Genomic DNA, 17,028 nt, shown 5'->3' with positions numbered 1-17,028 from the left:
GCTGCCGGAGGGGAAGGCATGGGGATCGACCCCTTGGGAGAGAAGAGAATGCAGTTTTTTCTGGGACTTGATGGCGGCGGCACCGGATGCCGAGCGGTTCTGACCGATGCCGACGGCCGCGTGCTGGGCCGCGGCGAAGGCGGTCCCGCCAATGTCATGTCCGACCGCGAGGGGGCTTTGGCCGCGATCATGGATACGGCGGGGCAGGCGCTTGACGGCCGCGCTCCGGCAGAGGTCGCGGCCTGCCTCGGTCTGGCGGGGGCGAATATCTCGGGGGCGCGCAACTGGCTGGGGCCGATGCTGCCCTTCGGGCGCGTCAAGGTCGTGCATGATGCGGTGACGGCGGTTGCGGGGGCCTTGGGGGCCGCCGACGGGATCGTTGCGGCCATCGGCACCGGCTCGGTTTTCTCACGCCAGATCGGCGCGGAGGTTGCAACGATCGGCGGTTGGGGGCCCATTCTGGGCGACGAGGGCAGCGGGGCCTGGATGGGGCGGCTGTTTTTGTCCGAGGTCCTGCGCTCGGTCGACGGGCTGGCACCGGCAACGGCGCTGACCGATCTGACCTTGGCCCGTTTCGAGGGGCCGCAGGCGATCGTGGCCTTCGCCCGCACCGCGACCGGCGCCGATTTCGCCCGCGAGGCGCGCCAGCTTCTGGAACATGCCTCCGACTCTGCGGCCGAGGCGGTTCTGGCGCAAGCGACCAGCCATATCGCGGCAGGGATCGCGCGGCTCCAGCCCGCAGAGCCTTTGCCCGTGACCTTCACCGGCGGGCTCGGCCCGATCTTTGCCGACCGCCTGTTCGACCGCTGGAGCCAGCGGCCCGCACGCGGCAACCCTCTGGACGGCGCTTTGCGGCTGGCTTTGGAGCTGGCGTGAACGCTTCACGTGAATCCGGAAGATTCACGTGAAAAAAAGAAACGAGGCGGTTTGAGGCCGCCTCGCACATCCTTTGTCGGGCCGAAAGCCGCGTCTTATTCGTCCACAACCGAGAAAAGCTTGGGCAAGGCAGGGCAGGGCAGCAGGCCGTTCTTGGCGACATCGGCCAGAGTGGCATTGTGCAGGAAGACATAGACATGCGCAGAAAGGCTCTCCCAGAGCCGGTTCGACAAAGTCTGCGCCCGCGATCCCGAAATCGCGCCGGTCGCGCCCGCGCCGACATGGAGCGCGCTTACGGTTTCATCCACCGCTTCAAGGACTTCGGCGACGCGGATCGTCTCGGGGGCGCGCGCGAGGCGGTAGCCGCCGCCCGGACCGCGCACCGATTCGACCAGACCAGCACGGCGAAGACGCACGAACAATTGCTCGAGATAGGGAAGCGAGATGTCCTGCCGCTCCGAGATCTCGGCCAGCGAGGTCAGGTCATCCGACTTCGCAATGGCGAGATCGACAAGCGCGACCATCGCGTAGCGCCCCTTCGTAGACAGTTTCATCGTGCTTCCTCACTGCTGATGGCTGAGCGCATTGACGCGACGACCGGCTTCGGGCTAATCCCACCGATGCCGACCTCGCTCATTCTTGTCATTTCTGCGCAGGCTTTCCACATACAGGTCTAAAGCCGTGCCGCGAGAGCGTCAAGAAACCCGAATTTTGAAGGATGCCCATGCCTGAACTCATTTTCCCCGGTCCCGAAGGTCGTCTCGAGGCGCGTTACCATCCGCAGCCGCAGCGGGACGCACCGATCGCGATCGTCCTTCATCCGCATCCGCAGTTTGGCGGGACGATGAACAACCGGGTCGTCTACAACCTGCACTATGCCTTCCATAAGATGGGCTTCACCGTCCTGCGCTTTAACTTCCGCGGCGTCGGCCGCAGCCAGGGCGAGTTCGATCAGGGCATCGGCGAGCTGTCGGATGCGGCATCCGCGCTCGATTACCTGCAGGCGATGAACCCCAACTCGAAACATTGCTGGGTCGCGGGCTTCAGCTTCGGCGCCTGGATCGGTATGCAGCTTTTGATGCGCCGTCCGGAAATCACCGGCTTTGTTTCGGTCGCGCCGCCGGCGAACATGTACGACTTCAGCTTCCTCGCGCCGTGTCCGGCCTCGGGGCTGATCATCAACGGCACCGCCGACCGCGTCGCGCCGCCCAAAGACACCGGCACGCTGGTGGGCAAGCTGCGCGAGCAGAAGGGCATCACCATCACCCATGAGGAAGTCGAGGGCGCAGACCACTTCTTCCGTGATGACGAAGAGCATATGAAGCCGCTGATCTCGACCGTTCAGGGCTATGTCCGCCGCCGTTTGACCGAGACCTCGCGGTGATCCTGACCCTTTCGCGGGCGCTCTGGCTGATCAGCGCGCTCGTACCGGGATTTGTTGCAGCCGTGCTCCATGAAATGGCACGGCTGCGGCTTTTGTTCTGTTCGGTTTCGGACGGTGCCGCCATTCCCGCCGACCTCAACCAGTTCCGCCATCTGGTGCCGGGCATGTCGATGGCCGACCATCTGACCGGCGCCGCGATCTTTCTGCCGGTGATGGTGCTGGCGCTGATCACGACAGGGCGCAAGCAATGGCTGGCGATGGCGCTCGGGATTGTGTGGATCGGCGGCGTGCTGTTCCACCTCGGCCTCCAGATCCCCGCCGCATGTCCGCCCGCCGCAGAAGGGACGAGCCAGGAGCCCTTGCTCTTTTACATCTGGCCCGCGCTTTTGTTGGCGATGGTGGTCTCGCGGCTCAATTCCACCGATGAAATTCGGCGCAAACGCGCAAGGACCGCCCGACAATGACCGATTTCCGCCCTTATTTCGCCTTTCTCGACGAAGCCGACCGGCTGAAAAGGGTGGAGAGGGCGAGCGTGTTGATGGATGACAGCCGCGCGGAAAACTCTGCCGAACACAGCTGGCATGTCGCGCTTTTCGCGCTGGTCTTCGCGCCGGAGGAGCTCGATCTCGGGCGCGTTCTGGCGATGATCCTGCTGCATGATCTAGTCGAGATCGACAGCGGCGACCACCCGATCCACCTTGACCACGATCTTGATGCGGTGGCCCGCGCCGAAGAGGCTGCGGCCCTGCGTCTCTTCGGTCTGCTGCCCGACGGTGCGCCCTTCCTCGCGCTATGGCGTGAATTCGAGGCGGCCGCGACCCCCGAGGCGCGCTTCGCCAAGCGCATGGATCACGTCCAGCCGCTGTTTCAGGTCATGCTGTCCGGCCGGCCGCGCCCCGATCACGTGGCAATCGTGCGCGACAACATCACCACCGGCCGGGCTGCCCGTTTCGCACAGGAATGGCCCGAGGCCATCGCCCAGACCCAAGCGCTTCTCGCGGGCGGGGCCTTGCTCGAGGGCGATTTCGCCAAACGTCTGGCCTTTCTCGCCAATGCCGACCGCCTGAAGGGCGTGCTGCGTGCCAGCCTGCTCTGCGACGGCTCGCGTCGCGAGAATTCCGCCGAGCACAGCTGGCATCTGGCGCTTTATGCGTTGGTTCTCGGGCAGGCGGGGATCGCGGCGGAAGGGGTCGATATCGGGCGGGTGATCAGGATGCTGATCCTCCACGACATCATCGAGACCGATACCGGCGATGTTCCGATCCACGCGCAGGGCGGCAAAGCCCATGATTCCGCGGCCCAGATTGCCGCAGAACGCGCCGCGGCCGACCGCATCTACGGTTTGCTTCCGGCGGTGCAGGGCGCGACCCTGCGCGCGCTTTGGGACGAATTCGAGGCGGCGGAAAGCCCCGATGCGGTCTTTGCCAAGGCGCTGGACCGCGCCCAGCCTGTCGCGCTCAATATCGCTTGCGGTGGCGGGACATGGGCGGAATATGGCGTGACCTACGACCAGCTCGTCTCCCGCGTCGGCGTCAAGATCTCGCGAGGCGCACCGGCGCTTTGGGTCTATCTGAGCGAAAATGCCCGTCCGCTTCTGGCGGGCTGAGGGGGATTGCCGGTGGGGCAGGGCGGCTTGCCGCCGCGCCCGAAAGCGGCGAATGTTAAAATAACCGCCAAACCTCGGTATGCGATTGCATACAACCCTTTTCTTTTGAACAGATCCAGTTTATGAGGCGGTCAGCGAATTCCAACCGAAGGGACCACCGATGTCGAAGATCAAGGTAGCCAATCCCGTCGTCGAGCTCGACGGCGACGAAATGACCCGGATCATCTGGGATTTCATCAAGCAAAAGCTGATCCTGCCCTATCTCGATGTCGACCTGAAATATTACGATCTCGGCATCGAAGAGCGTGACCGCACCAACGACCAGATCACCATCGATGCGGCCAATGCGATCAAGCAATACGGCGTCGGCGTCAAATGTGCGACCATCACCCCCGACGAGCAGCGCGTCGAGGAATTCGGCCTCAAGAAGATGTGGAAATCGCCCAACGGCACCATCCGCAACATCCTTGGCGGTGTGATCTTCCGCGAGCCGATCATCGCGCGCAACGTGCCGCGTCTGGTCCCGCATTGGACCCAGCCGGTCATCGTCGGCCGTCACGCCTTCGGCGACCAGTACAAAGCCACCGATTTCCGCTTCCCCGGCAAGGGCAAGCTGACGATCAAATTCGTCGGCGAAGACGGTGAGACGATCGAGCACGAAGTCTTTGACGCGCCGTCCTCGGGCGTGGCGATGGCGATGTACAACCTCGACGATTCGATCCGCGATTTCGCCCGTGCTTCGATGAACTATGGCCTGAACCGCGGCTATCCGGTTTACCTCTCGACCAAGAACACCATCCTGAAAGCCTATGACGGCCGCTTCAAGGATCTGTTCCAGGAGGTCTACGAGGCCGAGTTCGAGGACAAGTTCAAGAAAGCCGGCATCCATTACGAGCACCGTCTGATCGACGACATGGTGGCCTCGAACCTGAAATGGTCGGGCGGCTATGTCTGGGCGTGCAAAAACTATGACGGCGACGTGCAGTCGGATACGGTTGCGCAGGGCTTCGGCTCGCTGGGTCTGATGACCTCGGTTCTGATGACGCCCGACGGGAAAACCGTCGAAGCGGAAGCCGCACACGGCACCGTGACGCGCCACTACCGCGAGCACCAGAAGGGCAACCAGACCTCGACCAACTCGATCGCGTCGATCTTTGCCTGGACCGGCGGCCTCAAGCACCGCGCGAAACTGGACGACAATGCGGCGCTGCTGAACTTTGCCCAGACGCTGGAAAAAGTCACCGTGCAGGCGGTCGAGGACGGTTTCATGACCAAAGACCTCGCGCTGCTGGTCGGCCCCGACCAGAAATGGCTCAGCACGATGGGCTATCTCGAGAAGGTCGACGAATATCTCGGCAAGGCGCTCGGCTAAGCGTTTTTGGCGCAAGCCGCCTTGTGACGACAGGAAACGGCCGGACGCTTGTCCGGCCGTTTTCCTTTGGTGCGCCTTGCATCATAGGCGCGACGCGGAGCGGTGGACTTCCGCCCGTGCAAGGCTGCCTTGGGCTTGCGCGCGGCTTTCACCTTTGCAGTTTAGGGCAAACGGCGCTAAACGAAGCCGAACTTCAGCGGAGTCCCGACATGAAAGCTGCCGTCATCACCTTCCCAGGCTCGAACTGCGACCGCGACCTTGCGGTTGCTCTGGATCAGGCCGGAGCCGACGTGGTCAAGATCTGGCACAAGGACGACAGCCTGCCCGCAGGGACCGATCTGGTCGCCGTGCCGGGCGGCTTCAGCTTCGGGGACTATCTGCGCTGCGGCGCGATTGCCGCCCATTCGCCGATCGCCAAAGCAGTGCGCGAACATGCGGCCCGCGGCGGTTATGTTCTGGGAATTTGCAATGGTTTCCAAGTCTTGACCGAGCTTAACCTGCTGCCGGGCGCGTTGATGCGCAATGCGGGCCTCAAGTTTCTGTGCCGTGATGTCGCGCTGAATGTCGCCTCGACCGAGAGCGCTTTCACCGCCGGTTACAGCGCGGGCCAGTCGATCCGCCTGCCGGTCGCGCATCACGACGGCAATTACCAGATCGACGCCGAGGGCCTTGCCGCAATCAAGGATCAGGGCCGCATCGCCTTTACCTATACCCCCGCGATCAACGGCTCTGTCGCCGATATCGCCGGCGTCCTCTCCGAGAATCGCCGCGTTCTGGGCATGATGCCCCACCCCGAACGCGCCGCAGAGCCGGTCCACGGCAATACCGATGGCGCGACGCTCTTTGCCGCGCTGGTCGGAGGGCTTGTCGCTGCCTGACAAGGCACAGACTGCATCGGGCGCGGCGGGCCAACGCCCCGCGTCGGGTGCGCGTGCCCGCGCGCGCGCGCGGCAGGCCGGCTATGGCTCCGTGCGCACGGCCGGCCCCTTGCTGTCCAGCCGTTGGAGCCTGCGCGGCGCGATCGTCCTTTTGCTGATCGTCGCGGCAGGTACCATCTGGTTCACCAATGCCTGGCTCAGCGCGCGTTTCTCGGAAAATACCAAGGTCCGGACCGAGCTGCGTTCCGCGCTTTATACCGGCAACCTTCTGTCGGAACTGCAGCGCACCGCAGTCGTGCCTTTGCTGCTCGCCCGCGATCCGGCGCTGATTTCGGCGCTGCAAAGCGGTGATTTCTCCACGACCTCTGCGCGGCTGATCACGGCGCAGAAGGAAATCGGCGCGGCCTCGATCACGCTTCTGGACGCCTCGGGGCGCACGGTCGGCGCGACCGACCGCAATCTTCTGGGCGCGAATTATGTGCAGGAGCCGTTCTATGTCGAACCGCTCCGCTCGCGCGATACGGTTTTTACGGTCTCTCCCTCCAAGCGCGGCGGCTACGAATTCGCCTATTCCCGCGCGATGATCGCGGACGGGCGCACGGTGGGCGTGATCGTCGTCGGCGCGGATCTGTCGCGGATCGTGCGGTCCTGGGCGGGGATTTCCGATGCGGTCGCGGTGACCGACAGCAGCGGCGCGATCATTCTTGCAACCGAGCCGCGCTGGCGCGGGTTGACGCTGCCCGAGGCTTTGGCGGTGCGCTCGGCTCCCTCGGCGATCGCGCGGGCCTTTCAGGTCACGGCCGATTGGACGGCGGTGCCGCCCGATGCCTATGTGCAGGGCAAAGCGGTGATGCAGTCCGAGACGCGCATCCCCTTCCGCGGCTGGCGGATGATTTCCTTCTCGACCTATGATTCCGTGCGCGAGCGGGTGAATGCCGTGCTTGCGCTGGAAATCATGGGCTTCGCGATCCTTTTGGCCGCGCTGTTCTTTCTGCTCTCGCGCCGCGCCCGCGTCGAAAGCCGCGCCTATATGCGCGAATCCGCGGATCTGCGCGCGCTCAACCAGCGGCTGACGATGGAAATCGCCGAGCGCGAGCGTATGCAGAAAGAGCTGCGCGTTGCCGAGCAATCGGTGCAGCAAAGCTCCAAACTGGCGGCTTTGGGCGAGATGTCGGCGGGGGTCAGCCACGAGTTGAACCAGCCGCTTGCCGCGATGAAGACCTATCTGGCGGGCGCGCGTGTGCTTTTGCAGCGCGGCCGCTCGGAAGAGGCTTTGTCCTCGTTCCAGCGCATTGACGACCTGCTCGACCGCATGGGCGTGATCACGCGGCAGTTGAAATCCTATGCCCGCAAGGGCGGCGAAGCCTTCGAGGCGGTCGACCTGCGCGCAGCCTTTTCGAGCGCCTTGGGCATGATGGAGCCGCAGTTGCGCAACCGCACGATCCGGCTCACCCGCAACGTGCCGCGCTATCCGGTGATGGTCTATTGCGACCGCATCCGGCTCGAGCAGGTCATCATCAACCTCTTGCGCAATGCGATCGACGCCACCAAATCCGTCAAGGAACCGTTGATCGAGATCAGGATCAGCGCGGGTGCGCATGCCTATTTGTCGGTCCGCGACAACGGGCCGGGGGTGTCGGATATGGAGAAGCTTTTCGAGCCTTTCTTCACGACAAAGAAGCCGGGCGAGGGAACCGGTTTGGGTTTGGCGATTTCTTCTGGGATCGTATCGGATTTTGGCGGCAGGCTGACTGCCCATAACCTGTCCGGAGATGATGGCACCGGCGCCGTGTTCGAAGTCGAACTGCCGCTGCATCAGCCCGGAAACGAAGCACGCAAGCCGCAGGCTGCGGCTTGAAAGAGAGATGAGAGGTGACGACGATGAGGCGCACGATGAAAATAGCGGTCGTCGATGACGAACCGGATATGCGCGAATCGATCAGTCAGTGGTTGGTTCTGTCCGGCTTCGAGACCGAGACTTTCGCGAGTGCCGAAGAGGCGCTGAAGACCATCGGGGCCGATTGGCCCGGCGCGGTGATCTCGGATATGCGCATGCCCGGCATGGACGGGATGACGCTTCTGAAGAAGCTGATGGGGGTCGATTCCGGTCTGCCGGTCATCATGATCACCGGCCACGGCGATGTGCCGATGGCGGTCGAGGCGATGCGTCTTGGCGCGATGGACTTCATGGAGAAGCCCTTCAACCCCGACCGTCTGACCGAGCTTGCCAAGCGCGCGACGCAGGCCCGCCGCATGACTTTGGACAACCGCGCCCTGCGCCGCGATCTGTCCGAGGGCCAGCAGGTCATGTCGAAACTCGTCGGCGTGAGCCCCGTGATGGAGCGGCTGCGCGAGGATATTCTTGATCTCGGGCAAGCAGACGGTCACGTCCTGATCGACGGCGAGACCGGCACCGGCAAGACGCTGGTCGCCCATGCGCTTCATGCCGTGGGGCCGCGCGCCTCCAAGAAGTTCGTGCCGATCTCCTGCGCGGCCTATACGGATGAACTGCTGTCGGCCAAGCTTTTCGGCCCTGTCGAGGCCGGTCTTCCGGCAGTCGAGGAGGCCCGCGGCGGCACGCTTTGCCTGGAAGATATCGAGATGCTGTCCGAGCCGCTTCAGGCGCGCTTGCTGGCTTTCATCGCCGAACAGGGCATTCCGGCAGAGACCCGCATCATCGCGATCTCGAACGCCCGCGCCGAGGGCCGCAAGCTGGAAGAGGCTTTGCGCCCCGACCTGTTCTATCGCCTCTCCGCACTGAAAATCACCCTGCCGCCGCTGCGCTCGCGCGGCGAGGACATCCTCGCGCTTTTCGCCCGCATGTCCGAGCAATTCTCGGACGAATATGGTTGCGAGCCGCCGCAGGTTACCGCGCAGGAAGCGGCCCAGCTTCTGCAGGCGCCCTGGCCGGGCAACGTCCGCCAGCTGATCAATGTCGCCGAGCGTGCGGTCTTGCAAAACCGTCGCGGCACCGGCTCGATCACCTCGCTTCTGCTTGCGGATGGCGACGACAACCAGGAAGCCACGACCACCGAGGGCAAGCCGCTCAAGGAATATGTCGAGAGCTTCGAAAAAATGTTGATCGACAATACGATGCGCCGCCACAAGGGCAGCATCTCGGCGGTGATGGACGAGCTTTGCCTGCCGCGCCGTACGCTCAACGAAAAAATGGCTAAATACGGCCTGAGCCGCGCCGATTACCTCTAAGCGATTGATTTGCATTGCGCATTCCGCCCTTCGGGCGGGGTGCGTTCCTGCAGGGTTCTGGCGGGTTTCCGCAAGGATCGCGCCATATCCGCAGCGCCGCGTCGAATTCCACAAGGCGGTTTCTTTGCCGCGGGTCGTGCTCGATTGGCGGTAACCGGCGCAAACCTCATCTTGCGAGGCATCTGAAAAGGGCGGCCGGGTCCGCAGATTCTCCGCTGGTTTCGCGCAAAATCCGCCCATCATGTGGAACGAGCAGCATGTGCGCATCGGAGCAGGGCGGGGCGCAAGCCTTGACCAAGTTGCGTGAAGGTAAGGCGTTACGGTCAAAAACCCATTGTGTCGGTGGTGCTTTCCCCGTTACATTTGGAAATGCGGGGGCCCCTTTTCAGGCATAGCCGGCCCCACAACAGTTTCTCAGCGCGAGCATTGGCCCTTGGCCGAAGCGGACAGACGATGCGTCGCGCGGAAAATAAGCGCTCACGCCCGGAACGGGCCTCTGAGCTTGGACTTCGCAGCCCAGCATCGCCAGTGCGATACGGGCCTATAAAGGTAACAGCCGCGATGGATCGCGCATCGGAACGAGCATCGAACCAGAGGACGCGCGATGGCGCGGCCCCTGTTTTTGCCGTTTGCCGCGCGCCAATCGTGCTCCAATCATGCCGCAATCCCGTGACCGCCATGCCTTTGGGCCGGCGCGTGGGACTGCGCGGAAACCGGATACATGTCAAAGAAAATGCTGATCGACGCCACGCATCCCGAGGAAACTCGGGTGGTCGTGGTCGACGGAACACGGGTCGAAGAATTTGATTTCGAAACGATAAACAAGCGCCAACTCGCCGGGAACATTTATCTCGCGAAGGTGACGCGGGTCGAGCCTTCCCTTCAGGCGGCCTTTGTGGATTACGGCGGAAACCGTCACGGCTTTCTGGCCTTCGCGGAAATCCACCCCGATTACTACCAGATTCCCGTCGCGGACCGTCAGGCCCTGATCGAGGAAGAGCGCGCTGCCGCCGCAGCCGCCGAAGCCGAAGAAAACAACGAGCGCCGCTCGCGCCGCCGCCGTTCGCCGCGTGCCGAAAAGGCTGCGGGCGACGAGGTGGTGAAATCCGAGATCGTCGTGTCCGATGCCATCCCCGGCATGGAGGTCGTGGGCGAAAGCGCCGATGACGCGAACCATGTCGTCGATGTCGTCGAACAGGCAGCGCGCGAGGCGGTCGAAACCTCCGCCGAAACCGATGCGGCACAGGATGTGGCTGTCGACAGCGACGGCGACGATGCGCAAAACGCCAATGACGGCGAAGAGAGCTCCGACGACGACGCGATTGAATCGATCGCCGAAGAGGATGTCTCGGAAGAAATCCGTCACCAGTACAAAAAGCCGCGCCAGCGCCGCTACAAGATCCAGGAAGTGATCAAGGTCCGCCAGATCCTTCTGGTGCAGGTCGTGAAAGAAGAGCGCGGCAACAAAGGCGCGGCGCTGACCACCTATCTGTCGCTGGCAGGCCGTTACTGCGTCCTGATGCCGAACACGGCACGCGGCGGCGGCATCAGCCGCAAGATCACCAATGTGGTCGACCGCAAGAAACTCAAGGAAATCGCCTCGGAACTGTCGGTGCCGCAGGGCGCGGGTCTCATCATCCGCACCGCCGGCAGCCAGCGCACCCGCAGCGAGATCCACCGCGATTACGAATATCTGATGCGTTTGTGGGAACAGATCCGCGAATTGACCTTCCGCTCCAGTGCGCCCGCGCCGGTCTATGAGGAAGGCGATCTGATCAAGCGCACCATCCGCGACATCTATTCCAAAGAGATCGACGAAGTGCTGGTTGAAGGCGAGCGCGGCTACCGCACCGCCAAAGACTTCATGCGCATGATCATGCCGACCCACAGCAAGAACGTGAAGCATTACACCGATGCGATGCCGCTTTACGCGCGCTTCCAGGTGGAAAGCTATCTGACGGGCATGTTCAATCCGGTCGTCCAGCTGAAATCGGGCGGCTATATCGTCATCGGTGTGACCGAAGCCCTTGTCGCGATCGACGTGAACTCGGGTCGCGCGACGAAAGAAGGCTCGATCGAGGATACCGCCTACAAGACCAACTGCGAGGCCGCCGACGAGATCGCGCGCCAGCTGCGTCTGCGCGACCTTGCCGGTCTGATCGTCGTCGACTTCATCGACATGGAAGAGCGCAAGAACAACGCCTCGGTCGAGAAGCGCTTCAAGGATCGTCTGAAAACCGACCGTGCCCGCATTCAGGTCGGCCGCATCTCGGGCTTCGGCCTGCTGGAGATGTCGCGCCAGCGTCTGCGTCCCGGCATGCTCGAATCCACGACCCAGCCCTGCGCGCATTGCCACGGCACCGGCCTGATCCGCTCGGACGACAGCCTCGCGCTGACGATCCTGCGCGCGATCGAGGAAGAGGGCACGCGCAAACGCTCGCGCGAGGTTCTGGTCAAGGCACCGATCGCGGTGGCGAACTTCCTGATGAACGCGAAACGCGAACATATCGCGGGAATCGAGGCACGTTACGGCATGGCCGTTCGCGTCGAAGCCGATCCGTCGCTGATCTCGCCCGATTTCACGCTCGAGAAATTCAAGACCGCCACGCGCTTCGTCCCCGAAGTCGTCAGCTCTGTCGTTTCGGTCGATGCGCGCCTGATGGCGCAGATCGACGGCGAAGAGGACCTCGACGCCGAGGACGAGATCGAGGATGACGCCGCAAGCATCGAGGGCGAAGCCGAGGCCAATGGCGATGACGCCGACGGCAAAGGCAAGCGCCGCCGCCGTCGCCGCCGTCGCGGTGGCCGCAATGGCGAGGGTTCGGAAGACTGCGCCACGAGCGATGATGCCGGCGAAGATTGCGCCGAAGCCGATTCCGCCGAGGAAGCCGGTTCCGCCCCGGAAGCGTCAGCAGCGCCCGAAAGCACCGAGGACAAGCCTGCCCGCCGTTCGCGCCGCAGCTCGCGCTCGCGCCGGAAGGGCAACGAGGCCGCCGATGGCGAAAGTGCCGCGACGGGTGAAGAGACCGTTGCCGTGACCGAATCCGCGAGCGGGCCGGTCGCTGTCGAGGCCGCCCCGCAAGAGGCTGCCGCCGAGGCGGCACCCGACGGAACTGCGCCTGCCGAGACCGCTGTTGTCGAGGCTCCCGCACCCGAGGCCCCTGCGGTCGCGGTGGTCGAGGTCGCAGCAGAACGCGCGCCCGAGCCGGAAACTGCCGCGGAACCTGCTGCCGCAGAGCCTGTTGCCGAAGCGGTTGCCGATGCAGCCCCTGAGGCCGGCGCGCCTGAAGAGGTGGCCGCGCCTGAAGCAGCGGCCGAGCCGGTAGCCGAAGCCGCAACCGAAGCCGCAAATACTCCGGCTCCCGTGACCGCCCCTGCTGTTGCCGAGGCCGAAGCCGCGCCTGCGCAGCCGAAACGTCGCGGGTGGTGGTCGGCCTAATCGGCCACCCCACGGAAGATTGAGAGGCGCGGGGCTTCCCCGCGCCTTTTTCATGGGCCATGGTGCGGCCATGTTTGGAATTGAACTCATTGATGCCGCTTTCCTGCCCGCCGCAGCCGTCGCGCTGCTTGCGGGCGTGTTGTCGTTTCTTTCGCCCTGCGTTCTGCCGATCGTGCCGCCCTATCTGGCCTATATGACGGGGATCGGGGTCGGAGGCCTGAAATCGGGCGAACGCAGTGCGGTCGTGCCCGCGCTTTTCTTTGTCATGGGCCTCTCGACGGTCTTCATCATGATGGGGATCGCGGCCTCGACCTTCGGGCGGATGCTGCTGCAATATCAGGACATCCTGTCGCGCGCCTCGGGGGCGGTGATCATCGTCCTCGGCCTGCATTTCCTCCATATCATCCGCATTCCGATTCTCGACAGCGATGCGCGGATGGATGTGGGCGACAAGGGCGGCAGCTCTTTCGGGGCCTATGTGCTGGGTCTGGCCTTTGCATTCGGCTGGACGCCCTGCATCGGGCCGCAGCTCGGGATGATCCTGTCGCTCGCCGCCTCGGGTGCCGAGGCCGGTCGCGGCGTCTCGCTTTTGGCGATCTATGCTTTGGGGCTGGGCATTCCCTTCCTGCTCTCGGCGATCTTCATCAACCGCGCGATCGGGTTGATGAACCGCATCAAGCCGCATCTGAAGCTGATCGAGCGCATCATGGGCGTGCTTTTGGTCGCGGTCGGTCTGGCGCTTCTGACGGGCGCATTCACGACCTTCGCCTATTGGCTGCTGGAAACCTTCCCCGCTTTGGCCAATCTCGGCTGATCAGCCGCGCCGCGCGGCAAAAACCGGATGAGGCGGGCAGGGGGAAACCCCTGCCTTTTTCATTGGCGGAGCCGTCCCGAGGCAGCAGGCTAGTCCCAATCGGGCGCGCGCTTTTCCAAAAAGGCCTGAAGACCCTCTGCCGTGTCGGGCAGCATGAGGTTGTCGCAGATCACCTTGCCCATCAGCGGATAGGCGGTGGTAAGCGGCAGGCCCTGCTGGTCGTGAAAGGCGCGTTTGCCAAGACGCACGGCAGCGGGCAGTTTGGCGGCAATCGTCGCGGCCATCGCCATGGTGCTTTCGCGCAGGGCATCGGGCGTCGTGACATGGTTGATCAGGCCGATCTCGCGCGCGCGTGCGGCATCGATGAATTCGCCCGTCGTCAGCATCTCGAAGGCCACTTTCGGCGGCACCGCCCGCGTCAGCGCGACCATCGGCGTCGAGCAGTAGAGCCCGATATTCACGCCGTTCACCCCGAATTTGACGCCCTCGGCCGCAAGGGCGAGATCACAGCTCGCGACCAGCTGGCAGCCTGCGGCTGTGGCGATCCCCTGCACCTCGGCTATCACCGGCTGGGGGAGGGTGACAATTTGCTGCATCATCGCGCTGCATGCGGCAAAGAGGCGTTCGTAAGCGCCGCGCCCGCCGTCGCTGTCGCTGCGAGCGCTTTGCATCTCGCGGATATCGTGACCGGCGCAAAAGGCTTTGCCCTCGGCGGCCAGCACCACGACGCGGATCCCGTCATCCTGCGCGATCGCGGTCAATTCGGCGGAAAGGGCGGCAATGACCTCGAAGGACAGAGCGTTGAAATTTGTCGGGCTGTTCAGCACCAGCCGCGCGATATGGCCGCTGTCGTCGCGTAAGATCACATTCATTGCCTTGCCTCTCTGCCTCAACTGCGGCCAGTCTATGCCTCGAGCAGAGCGGGGGTAAAGATGACGGCGATGATGAAGATCGAAATGGACCAGGCGGCGCTGAACGCGTTTCTCGAGGCGGAGTTTCCGCAAGTCGCCGAAGATCTGCGGGTCGATCAGGTCCATGCCGAGGGGGTGGATCTGCGCCTGATGGTCAAGGAAAGCCATTTGCGGCCGGGGGGCACCGTCTCGGGGCCGACGATGTTCGGACTGGCGGATGTCGGCATCTATCTGGCGATCCTGTCGCGGATCGGGCCGGTGGCACTGGCGGTGACGACCAATGCCTCGATTGATTTCATGCGCAAACCCGAGGCCGGCCGCGACATGATCGCGCGATGCCGTCTGCTCAAACTCGGGCGCCAGCTCGCGGTTGCGGATGCGCTGCTCTATAGCGAGGGGAGCGATGATGCGGTCGCGCGCTGCTCGATGACCTATGCGATTCCGCCCGGAGCGGCCCGGCGCTGAGCCGGCGGCTCCAAACCGGCGATTCCGGCGGCAAATCGGGGTAAAAGATACGGTATCTATATACCTATTTTGTAAAGCATTGAATTTGTTTACGAATTTGGCCTATCGCCCCCTTGACCGAAAAGCGGCGGCAGTCGATATACCGTCATCTCGAATTCACACAGCCTCAAAGGGCAGTCTTATGAAAACCTATACCGCAAAACCGGCGGAGATCGAGAAGAAGTGGATCCTGATCGACGCCGAGGGCGTTGTTCTGGGCCGTCTTGCTACGATCGTCGCCAGCCGCCTGCGCGGCAAGCACAAGCCGACCTTCACGCCGCACATGGATATGGGCGACAACGTGATCATCATCAACGCCGACAAGGTGCAGATGACCGGCGACAAGCGCGACCAGAAGCGCTACTACTGGCACACCGGCCACCCGGGCGGCATCAAGTTCCGCACCGCGCGTCAGGTGCTGGAAGGTGCTCACCCCGAGCGCGTCGTGACCAAAGCGGTCGAGCGCATGATCTCGCGCAACAAGCTGGGCAAGCTGCAGATGACCAATCTGCGCGTCTACGCCGGCGCCGAGCATCCGCATGAAGCTCAGCAGCCCGAAGTTCTGGACGTCAAAGTCCTGAACGCCAAGAATACCCGGAGCGCGTAAGAATGGCTGAAGAACTCAAGTCCTTGGACGAACTGAAATCGGCCGTCGCCGCGACCCCGGCTGCTGTTGCAAGCGCACCGCGCGAAGCACAGCGCGACTCGCTTGGCCGCAGCTATGCAACCGGCAAGCGTAAAGACGCGGTTGCACGCGTCTGGGTTAAACCGGGCTCGGGCAAAGTCGTCGTCAACGGCAAAGACATTGCACAGTATTTCGCACGTCCGGTTTTGCAGATGATCCTGCGCCAGCCGTTCGAAGTTGCAGGCGTTGTCGGCCAGTACGATGTCTATGCGACCGTTGCTGGTGGTGGTCTCTCGGGCCAGGCCGGTGCTGTCAAGCACGGCATCTCGAAAGCGCTGCAGCTGCACGAGCCGGGCCTCCGCGCCGCTCTGAAAGCAGCAGGCTTCCTGACCCGCGACTCGCGCGTCGTCGAGCGTAAGAAATACGGTAAAGCCAAAGCTCGCCGTTCGTTCCAGTTCTCGAAGCGCTAATCGTTTCGATCCGGAATTACGGAAAGCGCGCCCCTCGGGGCGCGCTTTTCATTTGGGGCAGGTGCGAGCGGGGGTGCAGACTTCCTCCGGGGGCTTCTTGGGTTGGTGTCCCGCGTGCTGCGGATCTCGTGCCTTGACGTGGCGGTGCCGCGACCGGATGCCTCTGCATCCTCTGCATCCTCTGCATCCTCTGCATCCTCTGCATCCTCTGCATCCTCTGCATCCTCTGCATCCTCTGCATCCTCTGCATCCTCTGCATCCTCTGCATCCTCTGCATCCTCTGCATCCTCTGCATCCGAAGTCGTCATTCGCCCGAGCTGTGGCCTTCGCTGTAGGGGGGCAAAGGCTAGAGTGGCGGTCAAGCCAGGGCCGGTTGCGGGCAAGACTTCTCGAACCCGTCCTTGTGTCCTGATCCGTGAATGCCTTCGCCGGATCTCGGTTCAGCAACAGGGCGCCAATGCCGCCCCTGCTTCAATCGAAAGCAGGATTGCTCCCTTCCTGAAGCACAAAGCAGGGCAGGGGCCGTTGCGGGGGCTGCCTCTGGGCCGCGAGTCGGGTGAATCTGACCCGATCCTCTTCCCGACTCGCCGATTTTCTTCCCGAGTCGTCGCGATTCTGTCGTGATTCCGGCCGAATATGGGGAGAAAGCATGGCGCGGCAGGATCTCGGTCGGTGCTTGTGCATTCCAGCCTCGCAATGTTTTCGTTTGAAAACAATGCTATGAAAGGTTTTCTGACTTTTTGTGAAAATAGGCTCTTGCGGGTCTGATCTGCTATCCGTAAATACCGCTCTACCGAACGGCGGGAGACGCTGAACGGGACGGGATGGTCCGGACGGGCTTGAACGGGACGGAATTTTGGGGACGATGCGGCTTGACGGCGCTGAGTGATTGGCGCGGTTCAGGTTGTTTTGTTACCTGTGCTTTTTGACATTGATGGATAT

The 17,028-nt window shown here is 63.2% G+C and carries 16 protein-coding genes; 13 read left to right on the top strand and 3 right to left on the bottom strand.

Translation table 11 applies throughout. The annotated features are described in order from the left end of the window. The first annotated feature begins 48 nt into the window (after positions 1-48). A complete protein-coding gene (locus tag ACFFUC_RS05195; RefSeq protein ID WP_377684196.1) occupies positions 49-876 on the top strand; it encodes a glucosamine kinase nucleotide-binding domain-containing protein in 828 nt (275 codons plus the stop codon). Positions 877-971: 95 nt separating this feature from the next. On the opposite strand, the gene iscR is transcribed toward ACFFUC_RS05195, so the two are convergent. Beyond that, positions 972-1,430 (bottom strand): Fe-S cluster assembly transcriptional regulator IscR, encoded by a 459-nt coding sequence (gene iscR, locus ACFFUC_RS05190; protein WP_377684194.1) that lies wholly within the window; start codon positions 1,428-1,430, stop codon positions 972-974. Positions 1,431-1,600: 170 nt separating this feature from the next. Here iscR and ACFFUC_RS05185 point away from each other — a divergent pair, with 170 nt between their 5' ends. The 9 genes from ACFFUC_RS05185 to ACFFUC_RS05145 all read left to right on the top strand — a co-directional run bounded on the left by ACFFUC_RS05185 (position 1,601) and on the right by ACFFUC_RS05145 (position 13,576). Then, positions 1,601-2,260 (top strand): alpha/beta hydrolase, encoded by a 660-nt coding sequence (locus ACFFUC_RS05185; RefSeq protein WP_377684192.1) that lies wholly within the window; start codon positions 1,601-1,603, stop codon positions 2,258-2,260. Next, positions 2,257-2,724: a hypothetical protein gene (locus ACFFUC_RS05180; RefSeq protein ID WP_377684191.1), complete on the top strand. Its 468-nt coding sequence runs from the start codon at positions 2,257-2,259 to the stop codon at positions 2,722-2,724. Before ACFFUC_RS05185 ends, ACFFUC_RS05180 begins: the two co-directional genes overlap by 4 nt. Beyond that, the gene (locus ACFFUC_RS05175; RefSeq protein WP_377684189.1) at positions 2,721-3,866 is read left to right on the top strand and encodes an HD domain-containing protein; all 1,146 of its coding nucleotides are present in this window, start codon (positions 2,721-2,723) and stop codon (positions 3,864-3,866) included. Before ACFFUC_RS05180 ends, ACFFUC_RS05175 begins: the two co-directional genes overlap by 4 nt. A 160-nt stretch (positions 3,867-4,026) precedes the next feature. Then, positions 4,027-5,238 (top strand): NADP-dependent isocitrate dehydrogenase, encoded by a 1,212-nt coding sequence (locus ACFFUC_RS05170; RefSeq protein WP_377684187.1) that lies wholly within the window; start codon positions 4,027-4,029, stop codon positions 5,236-5,238. Positions 5,239-5,447: 209 nt separating this feature from the next. After that, positions 5,448-6,116 carry a phosphoribosylformylglycinamidine synthase subunit PurQ gene (gene purQ / locus ACFFUC_RS05165; RefSeq protein ID WP_377684185.1) on the top strand — a complete coding sequence of 223 codons (669 nt, stop codon included), beginning with the start codon at positions 5,448-5,450 and terminating at the stop codon, positions 6,114-6,116. After that, positions 6,067-7,974 carry a sensor histidine kinase gene (locus ACFFUC_RS05160; RefSeq protein ID WP_377684183.1) on the top strand — a complete coding sequence of 636 codons (1,908 nt, stop codon included), beginning with the start codon at positions 6,067-6,069 and terminating at the stop codon, positions 7,972-7,974. Before purQ ends, ACFFUC_RS05160 begins: the two co-directional genes overlap by 50 nt. Before the next feature lie 23 nt (positions 7,975-7,997). Beyond that, complete coding sequence (locus tag ACFFUC_RS05155) at positions 7,998-9,323, top strand: sigma-54-dependent transcriptional regulator (protein WP_377684287.1); 1,326 nt, start codon at positions 7,998-8,000, stop codon at positions 9,321-9,323. A 721-nt stretch (positions 9,324-10,044) separates the two neighbouring features. Next, the gene (locus ACFFUC_RS05150; RefSeq protein WP_377684181.1) at positions 10,045-12,762 is read left to right on the top strand and encodes an Rne/Rng family ribonuclease; all 2,718 of its coding nucleotides are present in this window, start codon (positions 10,045-10,047) and stop codon (positions 12,760-12,762) included. Between the two features lie 70 nt (positions 12,763-12,832). Then, positions 12,833-13,576: a cytochrome c biogenesis CcdA family protein gene (locus ACFFUC_RS05145; protein ID WP_377684179.1), complete on the top strand. Its 744-nt coding sequence runs from the start codon at positions 12,833-12,835 to the stop codon at positions 13,574-13,576. Between the two features lie 89 nt (positions 13,577-13,665). Here the strand turns inward: ACFFUC_RS05145 and ACFFUC_RS05140 are convergent, their stop codons facing one another. Continuing rightward, complete coding sequence (locus tag ACFFUC_RS05140) at positions 13,666-14,448, bottom strand: enoyl-CoA hydratase (RefSeq protein WP_377684177.1); 783 nt, start codon at positions 14,446-14,448, stop codon at positions 13,666-13,668. Between the two features lie 72 nt (positions 14,449-14,520). On the opposite strand from ACFFUC_RS05140, the gene ACFFUC_RS05135 reads away from it, so the two are divergent. From ACFFUC_RS05135 to rpsI, 3 genes are all read left to right on the top strand, one after another. After that, entirely contained in the window at positions 14,521-14,952 is a 432-nt protein-coding gene (locus tag ACFFUC_RS05135; RefSeq protein ID WP_377684285.1) for a PaaI family thioesterase, read from the top strand. Positions 14,953-15,133: 181 nt separating this feature from the next. Further along, positions 15,134-15,598, top strand: a complete 465-nt coding sequence (gene rplM / locus ACFFUC_RS05130; RefSeq protein WP_377684176.1) for a 50S ribosomal protein L13 — start codon at positions 15,134-15,136, stop codon at positions 15,596-15,598. Between the two features lie 2 nt (positions 15,599-15,600). Next, on the top strand, positions 15,601-16,086 hold the full coding sequence (rpsI, locus tag ACFFUC_RS05125; RefSeq protein ID WP_377684174.1) for a 30S ribosomal protein S9: 486 nt from the start codon (positions 15,601-15,603) through the stop codon (positions 16,084-16,086). Here the strand turns inward: rpsI and ACFFUC_RS05120 are convergent. Continuing rightward, positions 16,083-16,394 (bottom strand): hypothetical protein, encoded by a 312-nt coding sequence (locus tag ACFFUC_RS05120; RefSeq protein ID WP_377684172.1) that lies wholly within the window; start codon positions 16,392-16,394, stop codon positions 16,083-16,085. The genes rpsI and ACFFUC_RS05120 overlap by 4 nt on opposite strands. Positions 16,395-17,028: the final 634 nt, after the last annotated feature.

Source organism: Paracoccus cavernae (assembly GCF_042430175.1).
Taxonomy (GTDB): domain Bacteria; phylum Pseudomonadota; class Alphaproteobacteria; order Rhodobacterales; family Rhodobacteraceae; genus Paracoccus; species Paracoccus cavernae.
This window is presented reverse-complemented; position numbering and strand designations above follow the sequence as displayed.